17 protein-coding genes are annotated in these 19,078 nt (G+C 68.5%); 6 read left to right on the forward strand and 11 right to left on the reverse strand.

Annotated features, from left to right (window positions below; translation table 11 throughout):
- The first annotated feature begins 30 nt into the window (after nucleotides 1-30).
- The 3 genes from ACIG5A_RS16905 to ACIG5A_RS16915 all read left to right on the forward strand — a co-directional run bounded on the left by ACIG5A_RS16905 (nucleotide 31) and on the right by ACIG5A_RS16915 (nucleotide 2,879).
- Complete coding sequence (locus ACIG5A_RS16905; protein ID WP_397241123.1) at nucleotides 31-309, forward strand: antitoxin; 279 nt, start codon at nucleotides 31-33, stop codon at nucleotides 307-309.
- Nucleotides 310-374: 65 nt separating this feature from the next.
- Nucleotides 375-2,690, forward strand: coding sequence for an ATP-dependent DNA ligase (locus tag ACIG5A_RS16910; protein WP_397241124.1), 2,316 nt, complete (start codon nucleotides 375-377; stop codon nucleotides 2,688-2,690).
- A gap of 9 nt (nucleotides 2,691-2,699) precedes the next feature.
- Nucleotides 2,700-2,879, forward strand: coding sequence for an antitoxin (locus ACIG5A_RS16915; protein WP_397241125.1), 180 nt, complete (start codon nucleotides 2,700-2,702; stop codon nucleotides 2,877-2,879).
- Between the two features lie 78 nt (nucleotides 2,880-2,957).
- Here ACIG5A_RS16915 and ACIG5A_RS16920 read toward each other — a convergent pair whose 3' ends face one another.
- Entirely contained in the window at nucleotides 2,958-3,596 is a 639-nt protein-coding gene (locus ACIG5A_RS16920) for a cysteine hydrolase family protein (RefSeq protein WP_397241126.1), read from the reverse strand.
- Between the two features lie 281 nt (nucleotides 3,597-3,877).
- On the opposite strand from ACIG5A_RS16920, the gene ACIG5A_RS16925 reads away from it, so the two are divergent.
- Nucleotides 3,878-5,104, forward strand: coding sequence for a lipase family protein (locus ACIG5A_RS16925; RefSeq protein WP_397241127.1), 1,227 nt, complete (start codon nucleotides 3,878-3,880; stop codon nucleotides 5,102-5,104).
- Nucleotides 5,105-5,307: 203 nt separating this feature from the next.
- On the opposite strand, the gene ACIG5A_RS16930 is transcribed toward ACIG5A_RS16925, so the two are convergent.
- The 5 genes from ACIG5A_RS16930 to ACIG5A_RS16950 all read right to left on the reverse strand — a co-directional run bounded on the left by ACIG5A_RS16930 (nucleotide 5,308) and on the right by ACIG5A_RS16950 (nucleotide 11,391).
- On the reverse strand, nucleotides 5,308-5,967 hold the full coding sequence (locus ACIG5A_RS16930) for an ammonium transporter (RefSeq protein ID WP_397241128.1): 660 nt from the start codon (nucleotides 5,965-5,967) through the stop codon (nucleotides 5,308-5,310).
- 190 nt (nucleotides 5,968-6,157) lie between these two features.
- Complete coding sequence (locus ACIG5A_RS16935) at nucleotides 6,158-6,883, reverse strand: hypothetical protein (RefSeq protein WP_397241129.1); 726 nt, start codon at nucleotides 6,881-6,883, stop codon at nucleotides 6,158-6,160.
- A gap of 48 nt (nucleotides 6,884-6,931) precedes the next feature.
- Nucleotides 6,932-7,672 carry an energy-coupling factor transporter transmembrane component T family protein gene (locus ACIG5A_RS16940; protein WP_397241130.1) on the reverse strand — a complete coding sequence of 247 codons (741 nt, stop codon included), beginning with the start codon at nucleotides 7,670-7,672 and terminating at the stop codon, nucleotides 6,932-6,934.
- A gap of 1 nt (nucleotide 7,673) precedes the next feature.
- A complete protein-coding gene (locus tag ACIG5A_RS16945) occupies nucleotides 7,674-9,791 on the reverse strand; it encodes an ATP-binding cassette domain-containing protein (protein WP_397241131.1) in 2,118 nt (705 codons plus the stop codon).
- A 142-nt stretch (nucleotides 9,792-9,933) separates the two neighbouring features.
- Nucleotides 9,934-11,391, reverse strand: coding sequence for a flavin-containing monooxygenase (locus ACIG5A_RS16950; RefSeq protein ID WP_397241132.1), 1,458 nt, complete (start codon nucleotides 11,389-11,391; stop codon nucleotides 9,934-9,936).
- Here ACIG5A_RS16950 and ACIG5A_RS16955 point away from each other — a divergent pair.
- Nucleotides 11,360-12,547: an AraC family transcriptional regulator gene (locus ACIG5A_RS16955; RefSeq protein WP_397241133.1), complete on the forward strand. Its 1,188-nt coding sequence runs from the start codon at nucleotides 11,360-11,362 to the stop codon at nucleotides 12,545-12,547. The genes ACIG5A_RS16950 and ACIG5A_RS16955 overlap by 32 nt on opposite strands.
- A gap of 60 nt (nucleotides 12,548-12,607) precedes the next feature.
- Here the strand turns inward: ACIG5A_RS16955 and ACIG5A_RS16960 are convergent, their stop codons facing one another.
- Together ACIG5A_RS16960 and ACIG5A_RS16965 are read right to left on the reverse strand one after the other, a co-directional pair.
- A complete protein-coding gene (locus ACIG5A_RS16960; protein WP_397241134.1) occupies nucleotides 12,608-13,393 on the reverse strand; it encodes a metallophosphoesterase in 786 nt (261 codons plus the stop codon).
- Between the two features lie 170 nt (nucleotides 13,394-13,563).
- A complete protein-coding gene (locus ACIG5A_RS16965) occupies nucleotides 13,564-13,998 on the reverse strand; it encodes a MarR family winged helix-turn-helix transcriptional regulator (RefSeq protein WP_397241135.1) in 435 nt (144 codons plus the stop codon).
- Nucleotides 13,999-14,049: 51 nt separating this feature from the next.
- Here ACIG5A_RS16965 and ACIG5A_RS16970 point away from each other — a divergent pair, with 51 nt between their 5' ends.
- Nucleotides 14,050-14,670, forward strand: coding sequence for a TIGR03086 family metal-binding protein (locus ACIG5A_RS16970; RefSeq protein ID WP_397241136.1), 621 nt, complete (start codon nucleotides 14,050-14,052; stop codon nucleotides 14,668-14,670).
- A gap of 18 nt (nucleotides 14,671-14,688) precedes the next feature.
- On the opposite strand, the gene ACIG5A_RS16975 is transcribed toward ACIG5A_RS16970, so the two are convergent.
- Genes ACIG5A_RS16975 through ACIG5A_RS16985 form a run of 3 tightly spaced genes read right to left on the reverse strand, consistent with a single transcriptional unit; the run spans nucleotide 14,689 to nucleotide 18,837 of the window.
- Complete coding sequence (locus ACIG5A_RS16975) at nucleotides 14,689-15,462, reverse strand: RluA family pseudouridine synthase (RefSeq protein ID WP_397241137.1); 774 nt, start codon at nucleotides 15,460-15,462, stop codon at nucleotides 14,689-14,691.
- A gap of 17 nt (nucleotides 15,463-15,479) precedes the next feature.
- A complete protein-coding gene (locus ACIG5A_RS16980; RefSeq protein WP_397241138.1) occupies nucleotides 15,480-16,484 on the reverse strand; it encodes an adenylate/guanylate cyclase domain-containing protein in 1,005 nt (334 codons plus the stop codon).
- Nucleotides 16,485-16,506: 22 nt separating this feature from the next.
- Entirely contained in the window at nucleotides 16,507-18,837 is a 2,331-nt protein-coding gene (locus tag ACIG5A_RS16985; protein ID WP_397241139.1) for a galactose oxidase-like domain-containing protein, read from the reverse strand.
- Nucleotides 18,838-19,078 lie beyond the last annotated feature (241 nt).

Raw genomic sequence — 19,078 nt, forward strand, 5'->3', positions numbered from 1 at the left:
CCTAGGTTCGGCTAATGGAAGGAACGCAGGATGAGTCTCGCAGACACTCTGAAGGGCCTGGTCGGCAAGGGTAAGGAAGCTGCGGCGAAGAACGCCGACAAGATCAACGAAGCGGTCGACAAGGCCGGTAACTTCATCGACGAGAAGACCGGGCACAAATACTCGGACAAGATCGAGAAGGGTAAGGAGGCCGCCAAGAACGCGGTCCCGACCGAACAGGCAGAGGCAGCGCCGGAACCGCCGCCCGCCCCCGAGCCCGCGCCGGAGCCGCCCGCGGAACCCGGCGAACCCCAGCCGCCGCAGCCCTGATGTCGCAGCCCTGATGTCGTGGCGGGGACGGCGATTCTGTCGGTCCCCGCCTTTAAACTTCAGCTATGGTGTCGCGCCGGGAATTCGGTGGCGGAACGGGCAAGCCGCCCATCGAGGTTGATCTGACCAACCTCGACAAGGTGCTGTATCCGGCGACCGGCACCACCAAAGGCGAGGTTATCGCCTACTATTCGGCGATCGCCCCCGCGATGCTGCCGCATATCGCGGCCCGCCCGGTGACGCGCAAGCGCTGGCCCAACGGGGTCGACGAGCCGTCCTTCTTCGAAAAGAATCTGCCCGATCACGCGCCGTCCTGGATCGAACGGCACACCATCGACCATTCCGATCGCCGTGTCGTCTATCCGGTGATCGATTCCGAGGCCGGGCTCGCCTGGATCGGGCAGCAGGCGGCGCTGGAAGTCCATGTGCCGCAATGGTGTTTCGACGGTGACGAGATGGGGCCCGCCACCCGGCTCGTCTTCGATCTCGATCCCGGCCATGGCGCCGGGCTGGCCGAATGCGCGAAGGTCGCGCTCGCGGTGCGCGAGATGGTCGAGGGCATCGGGCTGCGCGCATACCCGGTGACCAGTGGTAGCAAGGGAATTCACATCTACGTTCCGCTGGAGCGGGTGCTCGGCCCCGGTGGCGCGTCGACGGTGGCCAAGCAGGTGGCGGCGAATCTCGAACAGCTGCACCCGGATCTGGTGACCGCGACGATGGCGAAGGCCGCGCGCGGCCGCAAGGTCTTCCTCGACTGGAGCCAGAACAACCCGTCCAAGACCACCATCGCGCCCTATTCGATGCGCGGCCGCAGCGAGCCCAATGCCGCGGCGCCGCGCAGCTGGGCGGAGATCGAGGACCGGAAACGCTTGCGGCAGTTACGGTTCGACGAGGTGCTCGCCCGCTGGCGGGCGGACGGTGATCTGCTGGCCGAGCTCGATACGCCGGAGTCCACCGCGCCGGACGCGCTGGCGAAATACCGCTCCATGCGTGATCCGGCGAGTACGCCGGAACCGGTTCCGGCGCAACGGCCGACGCCGGGTGCGGGCAACCGGTATGTCGTCCAGGAGCACCATGCGCGACGGCTGCATTGGGACGTGCGGCTGGAACGCGATGGGGTGCTGGTCTCCTGGGCCGTGCCGAAGGGCCCGCCGACCTCGTCGGAGCAGAACCGGCTCGCCGTGCACACCGAGGATCATCCGCTGGAGTACCTGGAGTTCCACGGCGCGATCCCGAAGGGCCAGTACGGCGCGGGGGAGATGACGATCTGGGATTCGGGCACCTACGACACCGAGAAGTGGCGCGACGACGAGGTCATCGTCGAATTCCACGGCCACCGGCTCAACGGCCGGTACGCGCTGATCCGGACCAACGGCAACCAGTGGCTGATGCATCTGATGCGTGAGCAGCCGTCGCGTGCGAGCGCGGAGGAGGAGCCGAACGGGGCGGATGCGCAGCCGATCAGAGCCGGTGAGTTGTCGAACGGACCTGCTGGATCGGCGCCGTTGCCACGCGGGCTCGCTCCCATGCTCGCCACCCAGGGGGCGGTCGGCGATCTCACCGATGCCGAATGGTGCTTCGAGACGAAGTGGGACGGCTTCCGGCTTATCGCCGAAATAGATTCCGGCACAATGATATTGCGCAGCCGCCAGGGCAACGTGGTGACCTCGCGCTATCCGGGGATCGGCGCGCTGGCACGGGAACTGGCCGGGCACCGCGTAGTCCTCGACGGCGAGGCGGTGGTGTTCGACGATCACGGCGTCGCCAATCTCGGCCTGCTGCAGGCGGATGCGGCGCGCGCGGTCTTCGTCGCCTTCGACGTGCTATATCTGGACGGCACTTCCCTTGTCCGCAAACGATATTCGGATCGGCGCCGGGTGCTGGAGGCGCTCGCGGCGAACGCGCCGTCGATGCGCGTGCCGCCCCGGCTGGACGGGCCTGGCGATACCGCGCTGCGCTACAGCCGGGAACAGGGACTGGAGGGCGTGGTCGCCAAGCGCAAGGATTCGGTGTATCTGCCTGGTAAGCGCGGACATTCGTGGGTGAAGCAGCGCAACTGGCGCACCCAGCGGGTGGTGATCGGCGGCTGGCGGCGCAGCGAGGCGCGCGAGTTCAAATCGCTGCTCGTCGGCATCCCGCACGAGGGCAGGTTGTACTACGTGGGGCGGGTCGGCACCGGGTTCGGTGAAGCCGATATGCGGGATCTGGCCAAGCGCCTCGGCAGGCTCGAGCGCAAGACCAGCCCGTTCGACAACGAACTCACCGCGGAGGAGCGGGAGAGCGCCGTCTGGGTGACACCGAAAATCGGTGGCACCGTGCGGTTCATGAACTGGACCGAGCAGGGCAGGCTGTGGCATCCGGCGTGGCTCGCCGAGTTGTAGGGTGAGGCAGTGGATTTCAAGAACCTAGCGAACAAGGCGCTCGATCTGGCCCAGCAGAATGCCGACAAGCTGGACACCGTCATCGACAAGGCGGGCGATCTCGTCGATCAGAAGACGGACGGAAAGTACTCCGCGCAGGTCGATTCCGCGCAGGATGCCGCCAAGAAGGCGCTGCGCAACCAGGGTTGAGTGTTGGACAGGTGATCATCAGGAACTGAGGGCGGTAACGTTCGAGAGGCCGGTTACCTCAGTTCCTGATGATCATGGTCAATTCGCCAGTAGCGGAGTGATGGTGTCGCTGTCGGTGACGATGGCGTGGCCCTGGAAGGCGAACTCGTCGTACGCGCGCGCCATCGCCTCCTTGTCCCGGCCACCGCAGGCATCGCTGATCACGATCGGGATGAAGCCGAGGTCGGTGGAATGCGCGACGGTCGGCGCGATGCCGACCTCCAGTGCGACACCGGCGATCGCATAGGCGACGATGCCGAGATCGCGCAGGGTCGCGGTGAGCGGGGTGCCCTCGAACGCCGACATCGACGTCTTGTCGAAGACGATTTCGTCTGCGCGCGGACGCAATTCGGGGACCAGCTGGAAACCGTGCGTATCGCGCTGCAGGATGGCTTTCACCTCGTCCACCGAATCCACCCGCTGCCAGGCCATCGCCATGCGCAGCGCGAAGGTTCCGCTCAATCGCTTGGGCAGGAACATGTGCCTTAGGTAGATCACCGGATAGCCGCCCTGGCGCGCCGCGTCGACCAGACCGGCCACCCGCTCGATGATTTCGCGGCTGTCCGGCACCTGCCCGAGCACGCCCACCTGCATGTCGTAGACGATGAGCGCGAGTTTGCGCGGGTCGCAGACGTCGGCGAGTCCCTCGGGAATGTCCAATCCGTTGCCGTGTCGCATGGTCGGGCCGGTCCTCCTTGTTGACTGATCACCGTCGAGTGGCGATTCGATTGCGCGCCGGGCACTTTCGGACCACTGTAGCGGTGCGGACAACTCAGGCGACCCGGCTGACCTCCCGGTGGCCATTGCCCACCCACCACCCGTCGACGTACCGTGAGTGGCCTCGAGGCAGGGGCGTGTCTCGTCGACCACTGGAGGCCCTGATGAGGCACGGTGACGGAGTTGGTGTCGGGGATGACGGGAGTCGGGGATTCCGAAAGGGGGCTACCACCGGCGGAAGGATGCGTGCCCGGGTCCGCCGGGGTGCCTCGCGGTTGCTCCGCGTCGGCGTCTTGATCTCGGTGGGCGCCTTGGTCGCCGTGACGCCGACGGGGCTGGCACAGGTGCCGCAGCCGGACAGCGATCCGTTCTACGCGGCGCCGCCGAACCTGGCCGACTATCCCAACGGCGCCGTGCTGCGCTCGCGGCCGTTCGCGTTGTTCGGGCTGCCGCTGCCGGTATCGGCCTGGCAGGTGCAGTACCGGACCAGCGATGCGGACGATCGGCCGATCGCGGGTATGGCCACGGTGCTGGTGCCGATGCTGCCGTGGTTAGGGCCCGGTCAGCGGCCGCTGCTGTCGTATCAGGTCGCCGAGGACAGCCTCGGCACCCGCTGCGCCCCGTCGTTCGCGCTGCGCGGCGGCCTGGACTTCGGCGTGGTGAACACCTATATCGACACGCCGTTCATGGCCGAGGCGCTTCGCCGCGGCTGGGCCGTGGTGACCAGCGATTACGAGGGCCCGCAGTCCCGGTTTCTCGACGGGGTGAACTCCGGGCGCGGGGTGCTCGACGGTATCCGCGCCGCACGCGCGCTCGCGCCGGGCGGCGTCGGATCGGCGAGTCCCCTTGGGGCATGGGGATATTCGGGCGGCGCGTTCGCCACGCTGTGGGCCGCCCAGATGCAACCGTGGTACGCGCCGGAGGTGCGGTTCGCCGGTCTCACCTCCGGCGGCGTGCCCGCGGACTGGTCGGCTATCGCCCGCGGCGTGGACGGTAGCTACCAGGCCGGTCTCGCCATGCTCATCCTGATCGCGGTGGCACGCACCGAACCCGGCGTGCTCGACCTGCTCAACGATCGCGGCCGCGCGCTGATGGAAACCGAAGCCACGTCCTGCGGTTCGGATCTGGTGGTCAAGTATCTGAACGCGCACGTCGACGATTACGCGCTGAACCCGAATGTGCTGTCCGACCCGGTATTCCGCGCCGCCACCGATCGTCAGGAACTCGGCGGCACCGCACCCCGGGTGCCAATGTACCTGTACCACAGCAACTCCGACGACGTGATCCCCGTCGCCGGCTACACCGCCCTCGTCGAACGCTACTGCGCCCTCGGCGCCGACATCACCTACAAGCACTCGGGCCTGCCAGGCCACAACCCCGCCGCCATCGGTGAGGCCGCGGGCGCCATGAACTACCTCGCCGACCGCTTCGCGGGCCTCCCCGCCCCCACCGGCTGCAACGGCAACTAGGCCCGTTCCAAGATCAAAGGATCGTCGAGCGCAGTCGAATGGCCCTTCGACACGCCGTAACCGAGGGCCATTCGACTGCGCTCGGCGGTTGGCTGTGTAGGTGGGTTGACCGGCTCTGGTGGCACTGCTTGGGGAGGGGTTGGGGGTGGAAAGAACATGGCGCGCACCGGGAGTGGTGCGCGCCATGGTGGTGACGGTAGAGATCAGCGGTTCGGGTCGGCCCAGCGGGTGGTGCCTGGGGCGGCGCCGAGGGTGTTGATCAGGTCGATGCCCGCGACGATCAGGGCGGGGCCACCCACGACGATGGTGCCGATGATGCCGCCGATGGCGGCGCCCGCGATCACACTGGCGACGATACCCGGGCCGCTGACGATGCCGGTCAGGCCGACGATGGCGCCGAGGACGGTGCCGACGAAAGTGCCGACAGCCGTGGCGATACCGAAGTTCGACAGGAACTCGTTCTGCGCGCGGTGGTTTTCCATAGGCGAGGCCACCGGGGTGACCGTGGCCGGACGGGCCTGCGTGTAGTCCTTGACCGCGGTCAGCTCCAGCACCCGGCCCTCGTTCCGCACCGCGCGCGGCAGTGGGAATTCGAGCCCGTCCTGCTTGATCGACAGGGGCATGGTGACGACGGTGTTGCCCGCGATGTCTTTGATGTCGACCGTGTTGCCGGCAAGTTCGAAGCGGCCGTTGGTCAGCGTGGTGACGATCTTGTCACCCACCAGTTGTGCCTCATACCCGATGTCGGGTGTGACGGTGGGCTGGGCGTGCGCGGTGCCCGAACCGACAGCGATGGCGGCGACCACGGGCACGGCGGCCGCGGTGATCTTGCGGAGAATCATTTTCGGAGTTCCAATCTTCATCAGGTGTTCCAGCCGTACCGAACGTTTCGCGCACCGAATTTCCTCCCCTGGCATCGCGCGAAGACAATTTGTGATCTACAGGACAGCTACTCCGCCGCCAACATTACCGCACCGACCGCTCTGAACAACGCGAATTTCACTCACCGGGATGACGAAAATCGTTATAGCGGTTGGCTATACGTACTGCGCATCACTTCAGCACGTTGATCGCTCTCGCGATCACCAGCACCACCAGAATGAGCGAGACGGCGGACTGCAGCATCATCGCAGCTTTCGCCCAGCGCGACATCGGCATGACATCCGTCGGGCTGAATGCGGTCGCGTTGGTGAACGACAGATATAGGTAGTCGACAAACTCGGGTTCCCATTCCCGTGGCGCCAGCTCCGGGTTCTGCATCTGCACGAAAAGGAAGTCGGGCAGCGGTTTCCGCGCGTTCGCCCGCGCCGCGGGGCCGCCGCGGTCGAACTCCCAATACCAGAGCGCGAAGACGCCGACGTTCGTCAGCCACACCGCGCCGCCCGATCCGAGCAGTCGCGCCGGATCGTCGCTGAGCGTCCCATCGATCAGCCCGAGCACCAGGCGATCCGCCGACCACACCGTCGCCAGGCTGAGCAGTCCGATGAGTACCAGACCCGCTACGCGCAGCCATTTGTCCTCCCGGGTGATCCGCGCCGAGTTCACGATGGCGCGCAACCACTTCTCGTTCCGCGGGATGCGCACCGGGGTGGCGATCACGAGGACGACGAGCAGCAGCGTCTCCAGCGCGGGCAGCACCCACATCGGGTCGGGCAGGAAGTTCCTCGGCAGCACGAACTGCAGCCCGATCAGCACGATCACCGCCGCGGTCGCCATGATCCGCGACTCGCCATCGGTCCGCCGCTGCCAGGCGGGCACGTCATCGTCGGGGCTGCTCACCGGGGCAGTATTACTCGACGGCAGGCGCTTTCGGCCTCGCCGCGCGGATCACGACAGCAACAGATGCAGCGCGATGGCGCCCAGGCAGACGGTGACGACGGCGGTGAGGGCGACGGCGTCGCGCCGGGTCGGTGCGCTCGGGTTGGCGGTGAGCTGGCCGGTGCCGCCGCGCGCGGTGATCGCCTCGCCGAGTTCGCCTGCACGACGGGTGGATACGGCCATCGCGGCGGTGAGGATATCGATCCACGGGTTCTCGGCGGCGCGGGAGATCAGGTTGTCCTTGGGGCGCAGTTTGCGCGCCGCGCGCAGCACCCGCATCTCCTCGAGCAGTAATGGCAGGCCGCGCAGGGTGAGCGCGATGACGACCGCCCATTCGTCCACCGGGAGGCGGAGTTTGCGCAGCGGTGCGCCGAGTGTGGCCAGCGCCGGCGCGATTTCGCCCATCGGGGTCGTCCACGCGATCAGGAACGACGAGGCGACCACGATCAGGCCGAGCACGGTGACCTGGGTGTATCTGAGCACGGCGTCCAGGCCGACCGGTGCGTTGATCAGCCCGCCGAGCACGAGCAGCCCCCAGAACCACCACGGCAGCCGCGGCAGCGTGCCGAGCGGCAGCCGTGCCGTCACGCCGATCAGCAGCAGGAACGCCGTCATCACGCCGAGTACCGGCCAGGACGGCAGGAGCATCAGCAGCGCGGTCATGAGGAACGCGCCGATCATCTTGGTGCCCGCCCACAGGCTGTGCACCGGGCTCGATACCGGAACTTCGCGCAGCAGAACAGTAGTCACGTCAGTGGCCTCCGTGTTCGAGCCGCCATGCGGCGTCGGCGGCGGGCTGCTTGGCGGTATCCGCCCGGCGCACCGCGGCTTTCGCCACGGACGCGGTATCGCGCAGCGTGCCGGGTTCCAGTATCCGGCCGTCCGCCAGGTGGACGGTGCGGTCGCACACCCGCGCCATATCCTCCACATCGTGCGAGATGACGATCAGCGTGAGTCCCGAATCGCGTAGCCGGGCAAGTAGTTCCACGATGTCGGCGCGGCCTGCCGGATCGAGCCCGGCCAGCGGTTCATCGAGCACGACGATCTGCGCGTGGCTGGCCACGATCGCCGCGAGCACCACTCGCTTGGCCTGGCCGCCGCTGAGCTCCTCGACGGAGCGCGCGGCGAGCAGGCGGTCGAGGCCGACGGCGTCGAGCGCACGGCCGACCGCGCCGGAGCCGGTGGCGCGCCCGCCCCAGTCGGCGATCTCTTCGCCGACCGTCTGCTTCTGCAGCTGCAGCCGGGAATGCTGGAAGGCCAGGCCGACCCGCCCGATCTGCTCGGCTACCGGCTTGCCCGCGACTTCGCAACGGCCGGAGGTCGGTTCGATCAAGCCCGCGATGATCCACGCCAGCGTCGACTTGCCCGAGCCGTTGCCGCCGACCACGACCAGCGCCTCGCCGCGGCGCACCGCCAGGTCGACGCCGTGCAGCGCGGGCGCCTCCCACGGCGTGCCCCGGTTGTAGGTGTGCCGCACGTCGCGCAGTTCGAGAATGGTGTCGCCCATCGGCCTGCGCCTGGTGTCGTGCACCGGCTGCGGCCATGCGGGCAGTGCGTCGACGGTGCGCCCGTCGGCCAGGTGCACCACCCGATCGGCGGCCGCGGCGTCGGCCTCGTGGTGGGTGACGAGCACCACCGCCATCGGATGCCGCTCGGGCAGCCGCGCGAGCAGTGCGACCAGATCGCGCCTGCCGTCCGGATCGATCATCGAGGTCGCCTCGTCCGCGATGAGCAGGGCGGGCCGCCTGGCCAGCGCCGCGGCGACCGCGAGCCGCTGCTGCTGGCCGCCGGACAGGGTGGCGGTTTCCTTGCCACCCATGCCATCCAGGCCGACCTCACGCAGCAGATCGTCCACCGCGACCTCGGCCGCGAGTTCGGCGGGCAGCCCCCACACCACGTCGTCGGCGACCAGTACGCCGAGCGTCTGGCTCTCCGGCCGCTGCAACACCAGCGCGGTGCCGCCGAGATGACCGAGCCCGGCCGAACCCGGCCGGTCCACCGCGCCCGCGGTGGGCGGCAGCCCGGCGAGCAACCTGGTCAGCGTCGACTTGCCGGAGCCGTTGTGGCCGACCACCGCGACGAATTCGCCCACCGCGACGGTGAGATCGATATCGCGCAGCGCGTCGGTGCGCGCGCCCGGATAGCGGAACGCGGCCTTGCGCAGCGTCACCGGCAGCGGTGCGATGGGCCGGTCGTCCGCCGGTGCGTCGAGCCGATCGGTGCCGGGCAGCCAGGCCAGCCGGTCGAGCACCGAGCCGAGCACGAACCAGGAGAACAGCGCGGTCAGCACCACGCCGGACGCGACGCCACCCGCGACCAGCGCCCACCACCAGCGCAGCGCGGATTCGGTGAGGTCGGCAACGGCACGGCCGAGCGGTTCGAGCTGGGGCTGTTTGGCGGCGAGTTCCTGGATGCCGCGCGCCGAGTTGCGGATGCTGTCGAACAGCAGCGCGCGGGCGTGCGAGAAAAGCAGCAGCGATCCGACGGAGAAAAGGGCCCAGGACAGTCCGGTCAGCAGCGATAAGCCGAATACGGCGAACAAGCCGCGGCCGCGGCGCTTCATGATGCCGATGATGCCCGCGACGCTCGCCGATGCGACGATGCCGACCGCGGTCAGCACGCCCGCCGCGACGAAGGCGACCAGGGTGGCCGCGATGGTCGCGGTGACCAGCGCGCGCAGCCGGTGCCGATGGGCGAGCAGCGCCAGCGGTACCGCGGCGACCAGGTTCAAGGCCGCCGCCAGCGGGATGATCGAGCCGACGGTCACCAGTCCGACGGTGACACCGCCCAGCACCGCGCCGGTGGCGAGTTCGATCGGACGCAGCGGCCCATGCTCGATCGGTCCGGCACTACTGGGCAGATCACTCACGCACCAAGTCTGCCAGCTCGTCGGCCGTTACCCGCATCCGTGCGCATTCGCGGAGGCCCGTATGCGGCGAGTCGTGTGATGGCGGGGGCGTGCCGTCTGGCTCGAGTGGTTCGGCGAGCGCCGTCGCGCACATCCGGATGGATCAGGCGGCCTTGGTGAGGGTGTAGTGGTCGCGGTCGAGTGTGCGGGTATGGCGGCGGTAGCTGGTTTGCGAACCGGGCCAGTTGTTGGTGATCCGGCCGGCGGCGTTGCGATACCAGCTGGTGCAGAAGTTCCACGGGGTCTTGGAAAGGCGTTGCTGGAGTGCGGTGTTGAACTCGCGCTCCGGCTCGGCGCGTACCTCGATGCTGTGGCCGGGGGTGAGCAGCTGGACGGCCTGGCGGATGTGGCGCGCCTGCGACTCGATCATGTAGATGATCGATCCGACACCGAGATTGGTGTTCGGCCCGTAGATCAGGAACAGATTCGGGAACTCCGGCACCGTGATTCCGTAGTACGCGTGCGCGCCGTCCGCCCAGACATCGGACAGCTCGCGCCCGCCGCGGCCGTAAAACCGCATGGGCCAGAGGAATTCGGTGGCCTTGAAGCCGGTGCCGTAGATGATGACGTCCGCCTCGATCAGCGTGCCGTCGGTGGTGCGCACACCGGTGGGGACCACCTCGGCGATCGTCGCGGTCCGCACCCGCACATTCGGCTGGGTGAGCGCGGGGTAGTAGTCGTTGGAGAACAGGCCACGCTTACAGCCGATCGGATAGTCGGGCATGAGCTTGGCCAGCAGCTCCGGATCGGTCACCTGCTTGCGCAGGTGCCGGGCGGCGATGCGCGCGACCAGCGTGGTGATCGGCGGGAATTCGACGAGCCCGAGCGAGACGAATTCGGCGATGGACCACCAGCCGAACCGCTCGACCAGCAGTGCGCCGGGCACTTTGGCGAACAGTTTGTGCTGGATCGGCTTGTAGTCGGTGTCGAATTTGGGCAGCACCCAGGCGGGTGTGCGCTGGAACAGGGTCAGCTCGGCGACCTTCGGCTGGATCTGCGGAATGTACTGGATGGCGCTCGCACCGGTGCCGACGCAGATCACCCGCTTGCCGGTCAGGTCGACGTTGTGATCCCACTCGGCGGAGTGAAAGGACGCACCGGCGAAGCTGTCGATGCCGGGGATGGTGGGGATGGCGGGCCGGGACAGCTGGCCCACCGCGGGAATCAGCACCTGCGCGCTGCGGGTGGCGCCGTCGGCGGTCCGCACGGTCCACCGGGCGGTGGCCTCGTCGAACTCGGCGTCGGTCACCTCCACGCCGAACTCGACGGCATCGAGCAGCCGGTGCCGCTCGGCTACGTCGCGCAGATAGGCGTGGATCGCCTCCCGGCCCGAATATCGCTGTGGCCAATCGGGTTTCGGCTCGTATGAATACGAGTACAGCGGGGACGGCACATCGCAGGCCGCGCCGGGATAGGTGTTCTCCCGCCATACCCCGCCGAGGTCGGCCGCTCGCTCCAGGATGGTGATGTCGTCGAATCCGGCCCGGCGCAGCTCGATCGCCATGCCGATGCCGCCGAACCCCGCGCCGATGATGATGATCGACGGTTGTCCCACTGCCATGTGGCGCTCCTCACATCCGCGTGACTGGTTCCACTGTAGGAGCCTGCCGACGCCGCGCGCGGCCGGATGGATCGACAAATTCGGCCATACTGATGCGGTGGAGCGGGTAGTGGATCCGGGAATCCGCGATTGGAACTTTCCGCGCGGGATCGCCAGCGTCGCCCTGATGGTCGGCTACGCGGGTGAGTACGGCGTGCCCGTCGCCCGGATGCTGACGGGCACCGGCCTGGCCGAGGCGACGCTGCGCGATCCGGACGCGCAGATCGATGCGCGCGCCGAGCTCGCGGTGATCCGCAATCTGGTCCGCGAGGTGGACCGGCCCGCCCTCGGCGTCGAGATCGGCCGCCGCTACCGGATCACCACCTTCGGCATCTTCGGCTTCGCCTGCGTCAGCAGCCGGACCCTCGGCGAGGCCATCACGTTCGCGCTGCGCTATCTGGAGCTGAGCTTCACCTTCTGCCTGCCGGTCGCACAGTGGCGGGCGGGCGAATTCGTCGCATGGGTGCACGACGAATCCATTCCGGAAGACGTGCGCCAGTTCCTCGTCGAGCGCGACGTGACCGCGATGAATCAGGTGATGAGCGATCTGATCGGCAAGCCGCTCCCGCTGGTCAAGGCCGAATTCCGGTTCCCTGAGCCGGAATACGCCGACCGGATCGCCGAGGTCACCGTGGTGGTGCCGCGATTCGGCATGCCGCACAACATGTTCGCCATCGATCCGGTGATGCTCGACCAGCCGCTGCCGCAGGCCAACGAGCAGACCTGGGCGATGTGCCTGGCCCAGTGCCGCGATCTGGTCGACCGCCGCCGTGCCCGCACCGGCATCGCCGCCGAGGTGCGCGAGCTGCTGGTACCCGGCGGCGCCGACGGGTTCACCGCACCGCTCGGCATCGACGCCGTCGCACGGGATCTCAACATGAGCACGCGCACGCTGCGCCGCCATCTCGACGCGGCGGGCACCAGCTACCGCGCACTGCTCGATGAGGTACGCCGTGCGCTCGCCGAGGAAATGCTCACCGCCACACCGCTTTCGGTCAGCGATGTGGCCATCCGGCTCGGCTACGCGGAATCGTCGACCTTCATCTACGCGTTCAAGCGCTGGACCGGCGCCACACCGGCCGCCTTCCGGCGGGAACGGCTCGCCCGTCCCAGATAGGCGCTGTCGGCGAAGCCGTCGTCAGACCCGCGCATGGCCGGAGCGAATGCGGAGGTACGCTTAAGCCGGTTGTACGCCGACCCAGCCGCTCATCGGTACCGTGCGGAAATGGGTTGTCACACCACGGTTTTCGTCGATGGCGTGCAGTGAGACGGCCGGATCCGGTGCGTAGTCCATCACGTGATCGGGCAGGTCGAGCTCCCAGATGCCGCCGAGTACCGACGCGGTGCTCGGTGCGACCCGCAGCGGGCGGCCCCCGAACGTGGTCGCGGCCGAGGAGTGGGCGTGCCCGGTCAGCACCGCGACGATCCGATCGTCGCCCGCGACCAGCGTGGCGAGCCGATCCGGTTCGGCCAGCGCGATCTCGTCGACGACCGGGCTGAACAGGTGCGCGGGCGGGTGATGCATGGCGAGCAGTACCGGGCCGTCGGCGGGCGCGCCCGCGAGTACGCCGTGCAGCCACTCGTAGGTGTCGTCGGCCAGCAGGCCGCTGGGTTCGCCAGGGATGCTCGAATCGAGCAGCGCGACAGTCAGTTCGCCGATCCGGAAGCTGCGATTGATCGGTGCGGTCGAGGCCGGTTCGCCGAGCAGCGTGGTGCGGAAGGCGGCGCGGTCGTCGTGGTTGCCCGGAATGGCGTACACCGGAATGTCGTTGGCGGCGGCGAACGCGGCGCGGGCTTGGGCGTACTGCTCGGGGCGGCCGGAGTCGGTGATGTCACCGGTCACCAGGATCGCGTCGGGCTTGTGGCGCAAACCGGCGAGGAATGCCATGGCGCGCTCCGCGCGTTCGGCGTTGCGCGCGCCGAGATCGAAGTGTGTATCGCTGACCTGAGCCACCAGGATCATCCGCGTTCGCTTTCTCTGGGGGGATCGCTCCATTGCGTCAGAGTGTGCCCGCGCCCTCGGGTGCGGCACCCCATCAGGCTAGTTGACCAGCGCTTTACGCGTCGTCATGAGGCTCGCCACCAGCGAAAACCCGCTCGCTGGTCTGTGTCGGCGGCCACAGCGGGGTGTTTTCAGTCCGCCTGGCGGGCGATCTCGGACAGGGTGCGCAGTGCGCGCAGGAATGCGCGGCGGTCGGGCGCGGACAGCTGGGCGAGCAGTTGTTCTTCCTCCTGCTGGATTTCGCGCTGTGCGTCGTCGCGGGCGGTGCGGCCCGATGGGGTCAGCGAGACCAGGTTGACGCGGCGGTCGGCCGGATCGGGTTCGCGGCGCAGGAATCCGCGGCGCTGCAGTTCGTCGAGTACGCCGATGATGCGTGTCTTGTCGGCGCCGACCGCCTTGGCCAGCGCCGCCTGGGTGTAGACCGGTTCGTTGCCGAGTCCGAGCAGCACGGCGTAGCCCCACATGGTCAGGTCGTGGCGCGCGAGCACGGGTTGTTCCGCGGCCATGAGCGCCCGCATCAGCGGTGCGATCATCGCGGCGAGGTCGGGTCGAGTCACTTCCGGCATGGGTCGAAAATACTGCTTGGCAAATCGTAAGCGTCTGCATACGATAGGCGCATGCTTACTGTTGAGAAAGATCGAAAACTGCTGCTCGCGATGCACGAACGAGCCGTCCGGCTCAGCACGGATGCGGCCGGTGCGGTGACCGCCGATCGGCTGGGAGTCGAAACCCCTTGCCGTGGATGGGATTTGCGCGCGCTGCTGGCGCATATGACGACGCAGAACTATGGATTCGCCGCCGCGGCGCGCGGCAGGGGCGACGATCTGGAGCTGTGGGAGGTGCGCGAATGGTCCGATCCGGTCGGTGACTATCTCGCCGCCTCTGTCGATGTGGTCGCCGCCTTCGCGGTCGACGACATCTTCGAGCGGAGCTTCGCCCTCCCGGAGATCGTTCCCGGAATGCCGTTTCCGGCGGGTGTCGCGATCACCATGCATCTGGTCGACAGCGTCGTGCACGCCTGGGACGTGGCGCGGTCGATCGGCCTGACCGTTGACCCGGACGAGGAACTGGCGCACGAGGCGCTGCGCATCGCGGCCGCCGTACCCGACGACGAGAACAGGCTGGAGCCGAGCGCCGCCTTCGCGCCCGCACTCGACCTGCTCGACAACGACTCGCTGTTGGACCAGACGCTGCGCCTGCTCGGCCGCGACCCGGACTGGGCGCCTGCCGTGCGGTGACCGCCGGAAACTCTGCCGTCAGTCCAGAGTGTCCAGCATTTCGGCGGCTCGTCCCAGCAGTTCGGCTTCGCGTTCGGTATCGAGCGCGAGCGGCGCCCAGAAGTCTTGGCCAGGAACGGCTTCCAGCGCCAGCTCGGGCGGGGTGCGCCAGTCCGCGGCGAGGCCGAGGCGCCAGGAGTGCAGGTGGGTGCGCGCGTGCGTCGCCGACCTGTCGAACAGCGGATCGCCGACGATCGGGTGACCGATCCAGGCCAGATGCACCCGAATCTGATGGCGGCGTCCGGTGACGGGGCGCAGCGCGAGCACCGAGTGCCGCTCATCCCGCACCACGGTGGCGAACCGGGTGATCGACGGATAGTTCTTGCCCGCGAGCAGATCCGCGGGTGCGACGAACCAGCGGTCGGCGGTGTGCTCGATGCTCTCGCGCGGCGCGGCGATCCGCACCCGGTTCTTGCGGCCGACGCTGAGCGGCAGCTCGATCACTCCTCGGTCCGGCAGGCCGGTCGAGGAGACGATCGCCAGATAGGCCTTGTCGGCGGTCTGTTTGTTGAACTGCCGCGTCAGCTGTCCGTGCGCGCCGAGCTCCTTGGCGAGCAGCACCAGCCCGGAGGTCACCTTGTCGATCCGGTGCACCGGATAGAGCGTTTCCCCGGCGGCCGCGGCGAGCTCGACGATGTCGGTGTCGTGCCGCTCGCCGGTCACCGAGATCCCCGCTGGCTTGTTCAGCGCGAGAATCGCGGCGTCCTCGGTGAGCAGGCAACGTGCGCGCAACTGCGGCCAGTCGATATCCACTCGCAGGAGCCTACGACCTACTCCTTGGGCCGGAGTACGTGCGGGCGCAGCCGGGTGAAGCCGCGCACGCGCACGCTGCGCAGGTTGTTCACGGTGAACTCCGGATCGCCCGCCAGCTGGGTCGCCGCGTTGTCGTCGATCAGGATGGTGCCGGGGCGCGCGACGCCGGTGAGCCGGGACGCGATGTTCACCACCGACCCGTACAGATCGCCGAAGCGCTGCAGCACCGGGCCGTAGGCGAACGCGACGCGCAGGTCGGGGGTGCCGCCGACCATCATCGTCGACTCCTGGATGGCCAGCGCGATGCGCGCCGCGTCGTGCGCGCTCTCGGCGGCGTACATCACCTCGTCCCCGACGTTCTTGATCACCCAGCCGCCGTTCTCGGTGATCGCGGCCGTGGTGGTCGACTCGAACGCCTCCAGCAGCATGGCCAGCTCGTCCGGGTGCAGATGCCTGGTCAGTCGGGTGTAGCCGACCATATCGGCGAAGCCGACGGCCATCTCCCTGGTGGAATCCTCCGGGTCGGCATCGCTGTCGAAGGAACGGGTGAGCGCGGCGGCCAGGTGGCGGCGCCACGCGTAGGTCTGCAATTCCTCGAGCACCCTGATGGTCGCCTCGGTGGCGGACCTGGCGACCTCGGCCGGATCGGTATCCGGGTCGGCGGCGATGGCTTCGGTGATGCGTGACTTGATCTCGGCGAGCACCAGATCCGACTGCCATTCCGCGAGCCTGGCCATGGACTGGCCGAGGGTGCGCGCGGCGGCGGCCTGCTGGCGGATATCGGAGAGGGCGACGACGTTCAGGCTGCGGAAGTCGCGCACCGCCTTGACGTCGGCGTCGGTGTAGTCGGCGACGTCGTCCGGGTTGGCCGGAAAGCCGAGCGCGGCCCACAGCCGCTTCGACACCTCCGACGACACGCCGGACCGCTCGGCCACCTCGGCCCGGTTGTACCGGCGGGTGCCGTCCAGCAGATATGACTCGACGACCGACTGCACCAGCTCGGACATCCGGTTGTCCTCCATGCTGGGTACCTTACGACCCTCGTCAGCCCAGGTGCAGCCACCGTCCGATCGACGGCACGCCGCCGGCGTCGACGAGGAACAGCAGATACCAGCCGGGCGGCGCGAGCGCCGGGTCCGCCGGCATCGTCATCGTCACCGAATCCGGTGCGGCGGTGGTGAATTCGATATCGATGAGGCGCTGTTCGTTGTCGCAGGAGTGCGTACACGCGCTCGGCCGCATCATGTTCACCTCGCGCAGGGCCGTTTCGCCCGCCGCGGTGATGGTCGCGCCGTAGCCGACGGACTGCGAGGCCAGCTCGAATCGCGGGCGGGGGCCGTGGAAAAGGTATGGCGGCCAATAGATCTCGATGCGCAGCTCCTCGGTCTTGCGGCCGGGATTGGAGCCTGCGGTGATCACCTTGCCGTCGGGGGCGAGCAGCGCGACCGAGTGATAGAGCCGGGCGATCCGGCTCGGCGCGGTGTGCATCCAGGTGCCCATGGCCGGATCGAAGATCTCGGCGTGCGGAGGTGCGGCGTGCGCCATCTCCTCCATGCCGGAGCCGCCGGTGGCCAGCACCGTACGGTCCGGCAGTAGTACCGCGCTGAGATGCATCCGCGCGTGATCCATCGGCGGCCCCGCCTCGTAGGCCGGTGCGGGTGCGGCGCAATCGACGATCCTGGTATCGGCCAGCGCCGGTGCGGGACTGTGCATATCGAATCCGCCACCGCCGAGGATCATCACCCGCTGCTGCTGTGCGGGCGGCAGCAGCACGCTGGTCGACTGGTTGCGCGAACCCGGCTCGGCCAGGCCGGGCACCTCGACCGTCGCGCCGGTCACCGGATCCCAGATCGACGGGCGCATACCGTTGTTCGCGCCGTACTGTCCGCCGGTGTAGAACAGCCTGCCGTCGGCGAGCAGGATCAGATGGCCGTACATGGGGATCGGGCCTGGCACCGGCAACTGCCGCCAAGTCTGGGTCGCGGTGTCGAACAGTTCGGGGACCACCGAGAGGAAGTTGTCGGCGCCGAGCCCGGAGACCGCGACCACGTTGCCACTCGGCAGCGTGGCCAGCGACGGATACCAGCGGCCGAAGGCCATGTCCGGCACGGCATTCCAGGCGCGGGACACCGGGTCGAAGACCAGCGCGTCGGGCAGTCCGTAGAACGGGTCGTAGCGCTCGGTGCCGCCGGCGGCGAGCAGCCTGCCATCGGGCAGGAAGGCCTGGCCGACGCAGAACAGGTCGATCGGGGTGGCGGGCGCGTCGAGACCGGGAGCCGGGTAATGCCATACCCGAGTGCGGAATTCGTGCGCGTCGTGCCGGTCCGGATCGTTGCCGGAACCGGCGAAGAACAGCACATCGCCGGTGTACAGCATGGCGGCGTGCACGGGGTTGATCTCGGTGTCGAAGTCGAGGATTCGCCAGACACCCTCGTGATGGGCATGTGCCACATCGGTTTCCAGCGCGACCACGTTCAGGTAGCCCGCGTTCTGGCCCTCCGGTGCGTCGATGGTGCACACCACCAGCGCCGGTGCATCGCCGTCGGTGCGCAGAGCTATTGCTGCGCCTTGGTTTTCGTTGAAGCCCCAGCCCGGGGTCTTCGCCCATCGGCTCCAGCCGTCGACCGCGTGCCCGGTACCGTCCAGGCCCCAGCCGATGGTGTACACCCCCGAGTTCAGGCCGCCGGGATTGTCCACCGCGAACACGATCAGCTCGGGCCGCCCGTCGCCGTCCAGATCCGCCGCCGTGATGCCCGCGCCCTGGTTCTCCCAGCCGTACCACTCGGGCACCGCGACCCACGGCGTCCACGCGGCCACCGCGCCGTCCGCGGTCAGGCCCTTGGCCAGGCGGAACTGCCCGCTGTTCTGTCCCGGCGGATTGTCGACGGTCAGGATGACCAGCGTCGGCTGCCCGTCGATGCGGGTCAGGCAGATGTCCGCGCCCTGGTTCTCCCAGCCGAACCAGTCCGGTACCTGGAGCCAGGGTGTCCAGCCGCCGGTCACCGTGCCGTCGGCGGCGACATCGCGCCCGATTCGGTAGTAGCCCTGGTTCTGGCCCGGCGGATTGTCGACGACGAACACGATCAGGTCGAGGCGTCCGCTACCGGTCAGATCCGCCAGCGCGATGCCCGCGCCCTGGTTCTCCCAGCCGAACCAGTCCGGCACCTCGAGCCACGGCCCCCACGCGCGCACCGCTCCGTTCGCGCCGAAGCCGCCGCCGACGCGGTACCACCCGGCATTCTGTCCCTGCGGATCGTCGACCATGAGCACGACGACGTCCAGCGCGCCGTCGCCGTCGACATCCGCGACCGCCACCCCGCAATCCTGGTTCTCCCACGCGAACCAGCCGGGTACCGCACCGAATTCTCCCGCCACGGGTCCATACTCGCCGCCCGCGGGCGATCCGTCAGCGAATCGCCCGATCATCCTGTGTCACAGCGGGACTCGTTCGAACCTGTCGGACCCCATCGATACTCTGTGCGGCGGTCGGACAGACTGCCGCGGCGTACGCGACCAAGGGGCGGCATCCCGCCGTTGCGATGGACCCCGGTTCCTGAGGGGGGCGGCGTCAGAGCGTCGCCATAGCCGCCCCTCCGCGCGGGCGGTGCTTCGGCGG

Source organism: Nocardia sp. NPDC052566 (genome assembly GCF_044547285.1).
Taxonomy (GTDB): domain Bacteria; phylum Actinomycetota; class Actinomycetes; order Mycobacteriales; family Mycobacteriaceae; genus Nocardia.

Coding starts and splice junctions, on each gene's coding strand:
- ACIG5A_RS16905 (WP_397241123.1), top strand. CDS start 31: ATGAGTCTCGCAGACACTCTGAAGGGCCTGGTCGGCAAGGGTAAGGAA.
- ACIG5A_RS16910 (WP_397241124.1), top strand. CDS start 375: ATGGTGTCGCGCCGGGAATTCGGTGGCGGAACGGGCAAGCCGCCCATC.
- ACIG5A_RS16920 (WP_397241126.1), bottom strand. CDS start 3,596: ATGCGACACGGCAACGGATTGGACATTCCCGAGGGACTCGCCGACGTC.
- ACIG5A_RS16925 (WP_397241127.1), top strand. CDS start 3,878: ATGCGTGCCCGGGTCCGCCGGGGTGCCTCGCGGTTGCTCCGCGTCGGC.
- ACIG5A_RS16930 (WP_397241128.1), bottom strand. CDS start 5,967: ATGAAGATTGGAACTCCGAAAATGATTCTCCGCAAGATCACCGCGGCC.
- ACIG5A_RS16955 (WP_397241133.1), top strand. CDS start 11,360: ATGATGATGATCGACGGTTGTCCCACTGCCATGTGGCGCTCCTCACAT.
- ACIG5A_RS16950 (WP_397241132.1), bottom strand. CDS start 11,391: ATGGCAGTGGGACAACCGTCGATCATCATCATCGGCGCGGGGTTCGGC.
- ACIG5A_RS16960 (WP_397241134.1), bottom strand. CDS start 13,393: ATGATCCTGGTGGCTCAGGTCAGCGATACACACTTCGATCTCGGCGCG.
- ACIG5A_RS16965 (WP_397241135.1), bottom strand. CDS start 13,998: ATGCCGGAAGTGACTCGACCCGACCTCGCCGCGATGATCGCACCGCTG.
- ACIG5A_RS16970 (WP_397241136.1), top strand. CDS start 14,050: ATGCTTACTGTTGAGAAAGATCGAAAACTGCTGCTCGCGATGCACGAA.
- ACIG5A_RS16980 (WP_397241138.1), bottom strand. CDS start 16,484: ATGGAGGACAACCGGATGTCCGAGCTGGTGCAGTCGGTCGTCGAGTCA.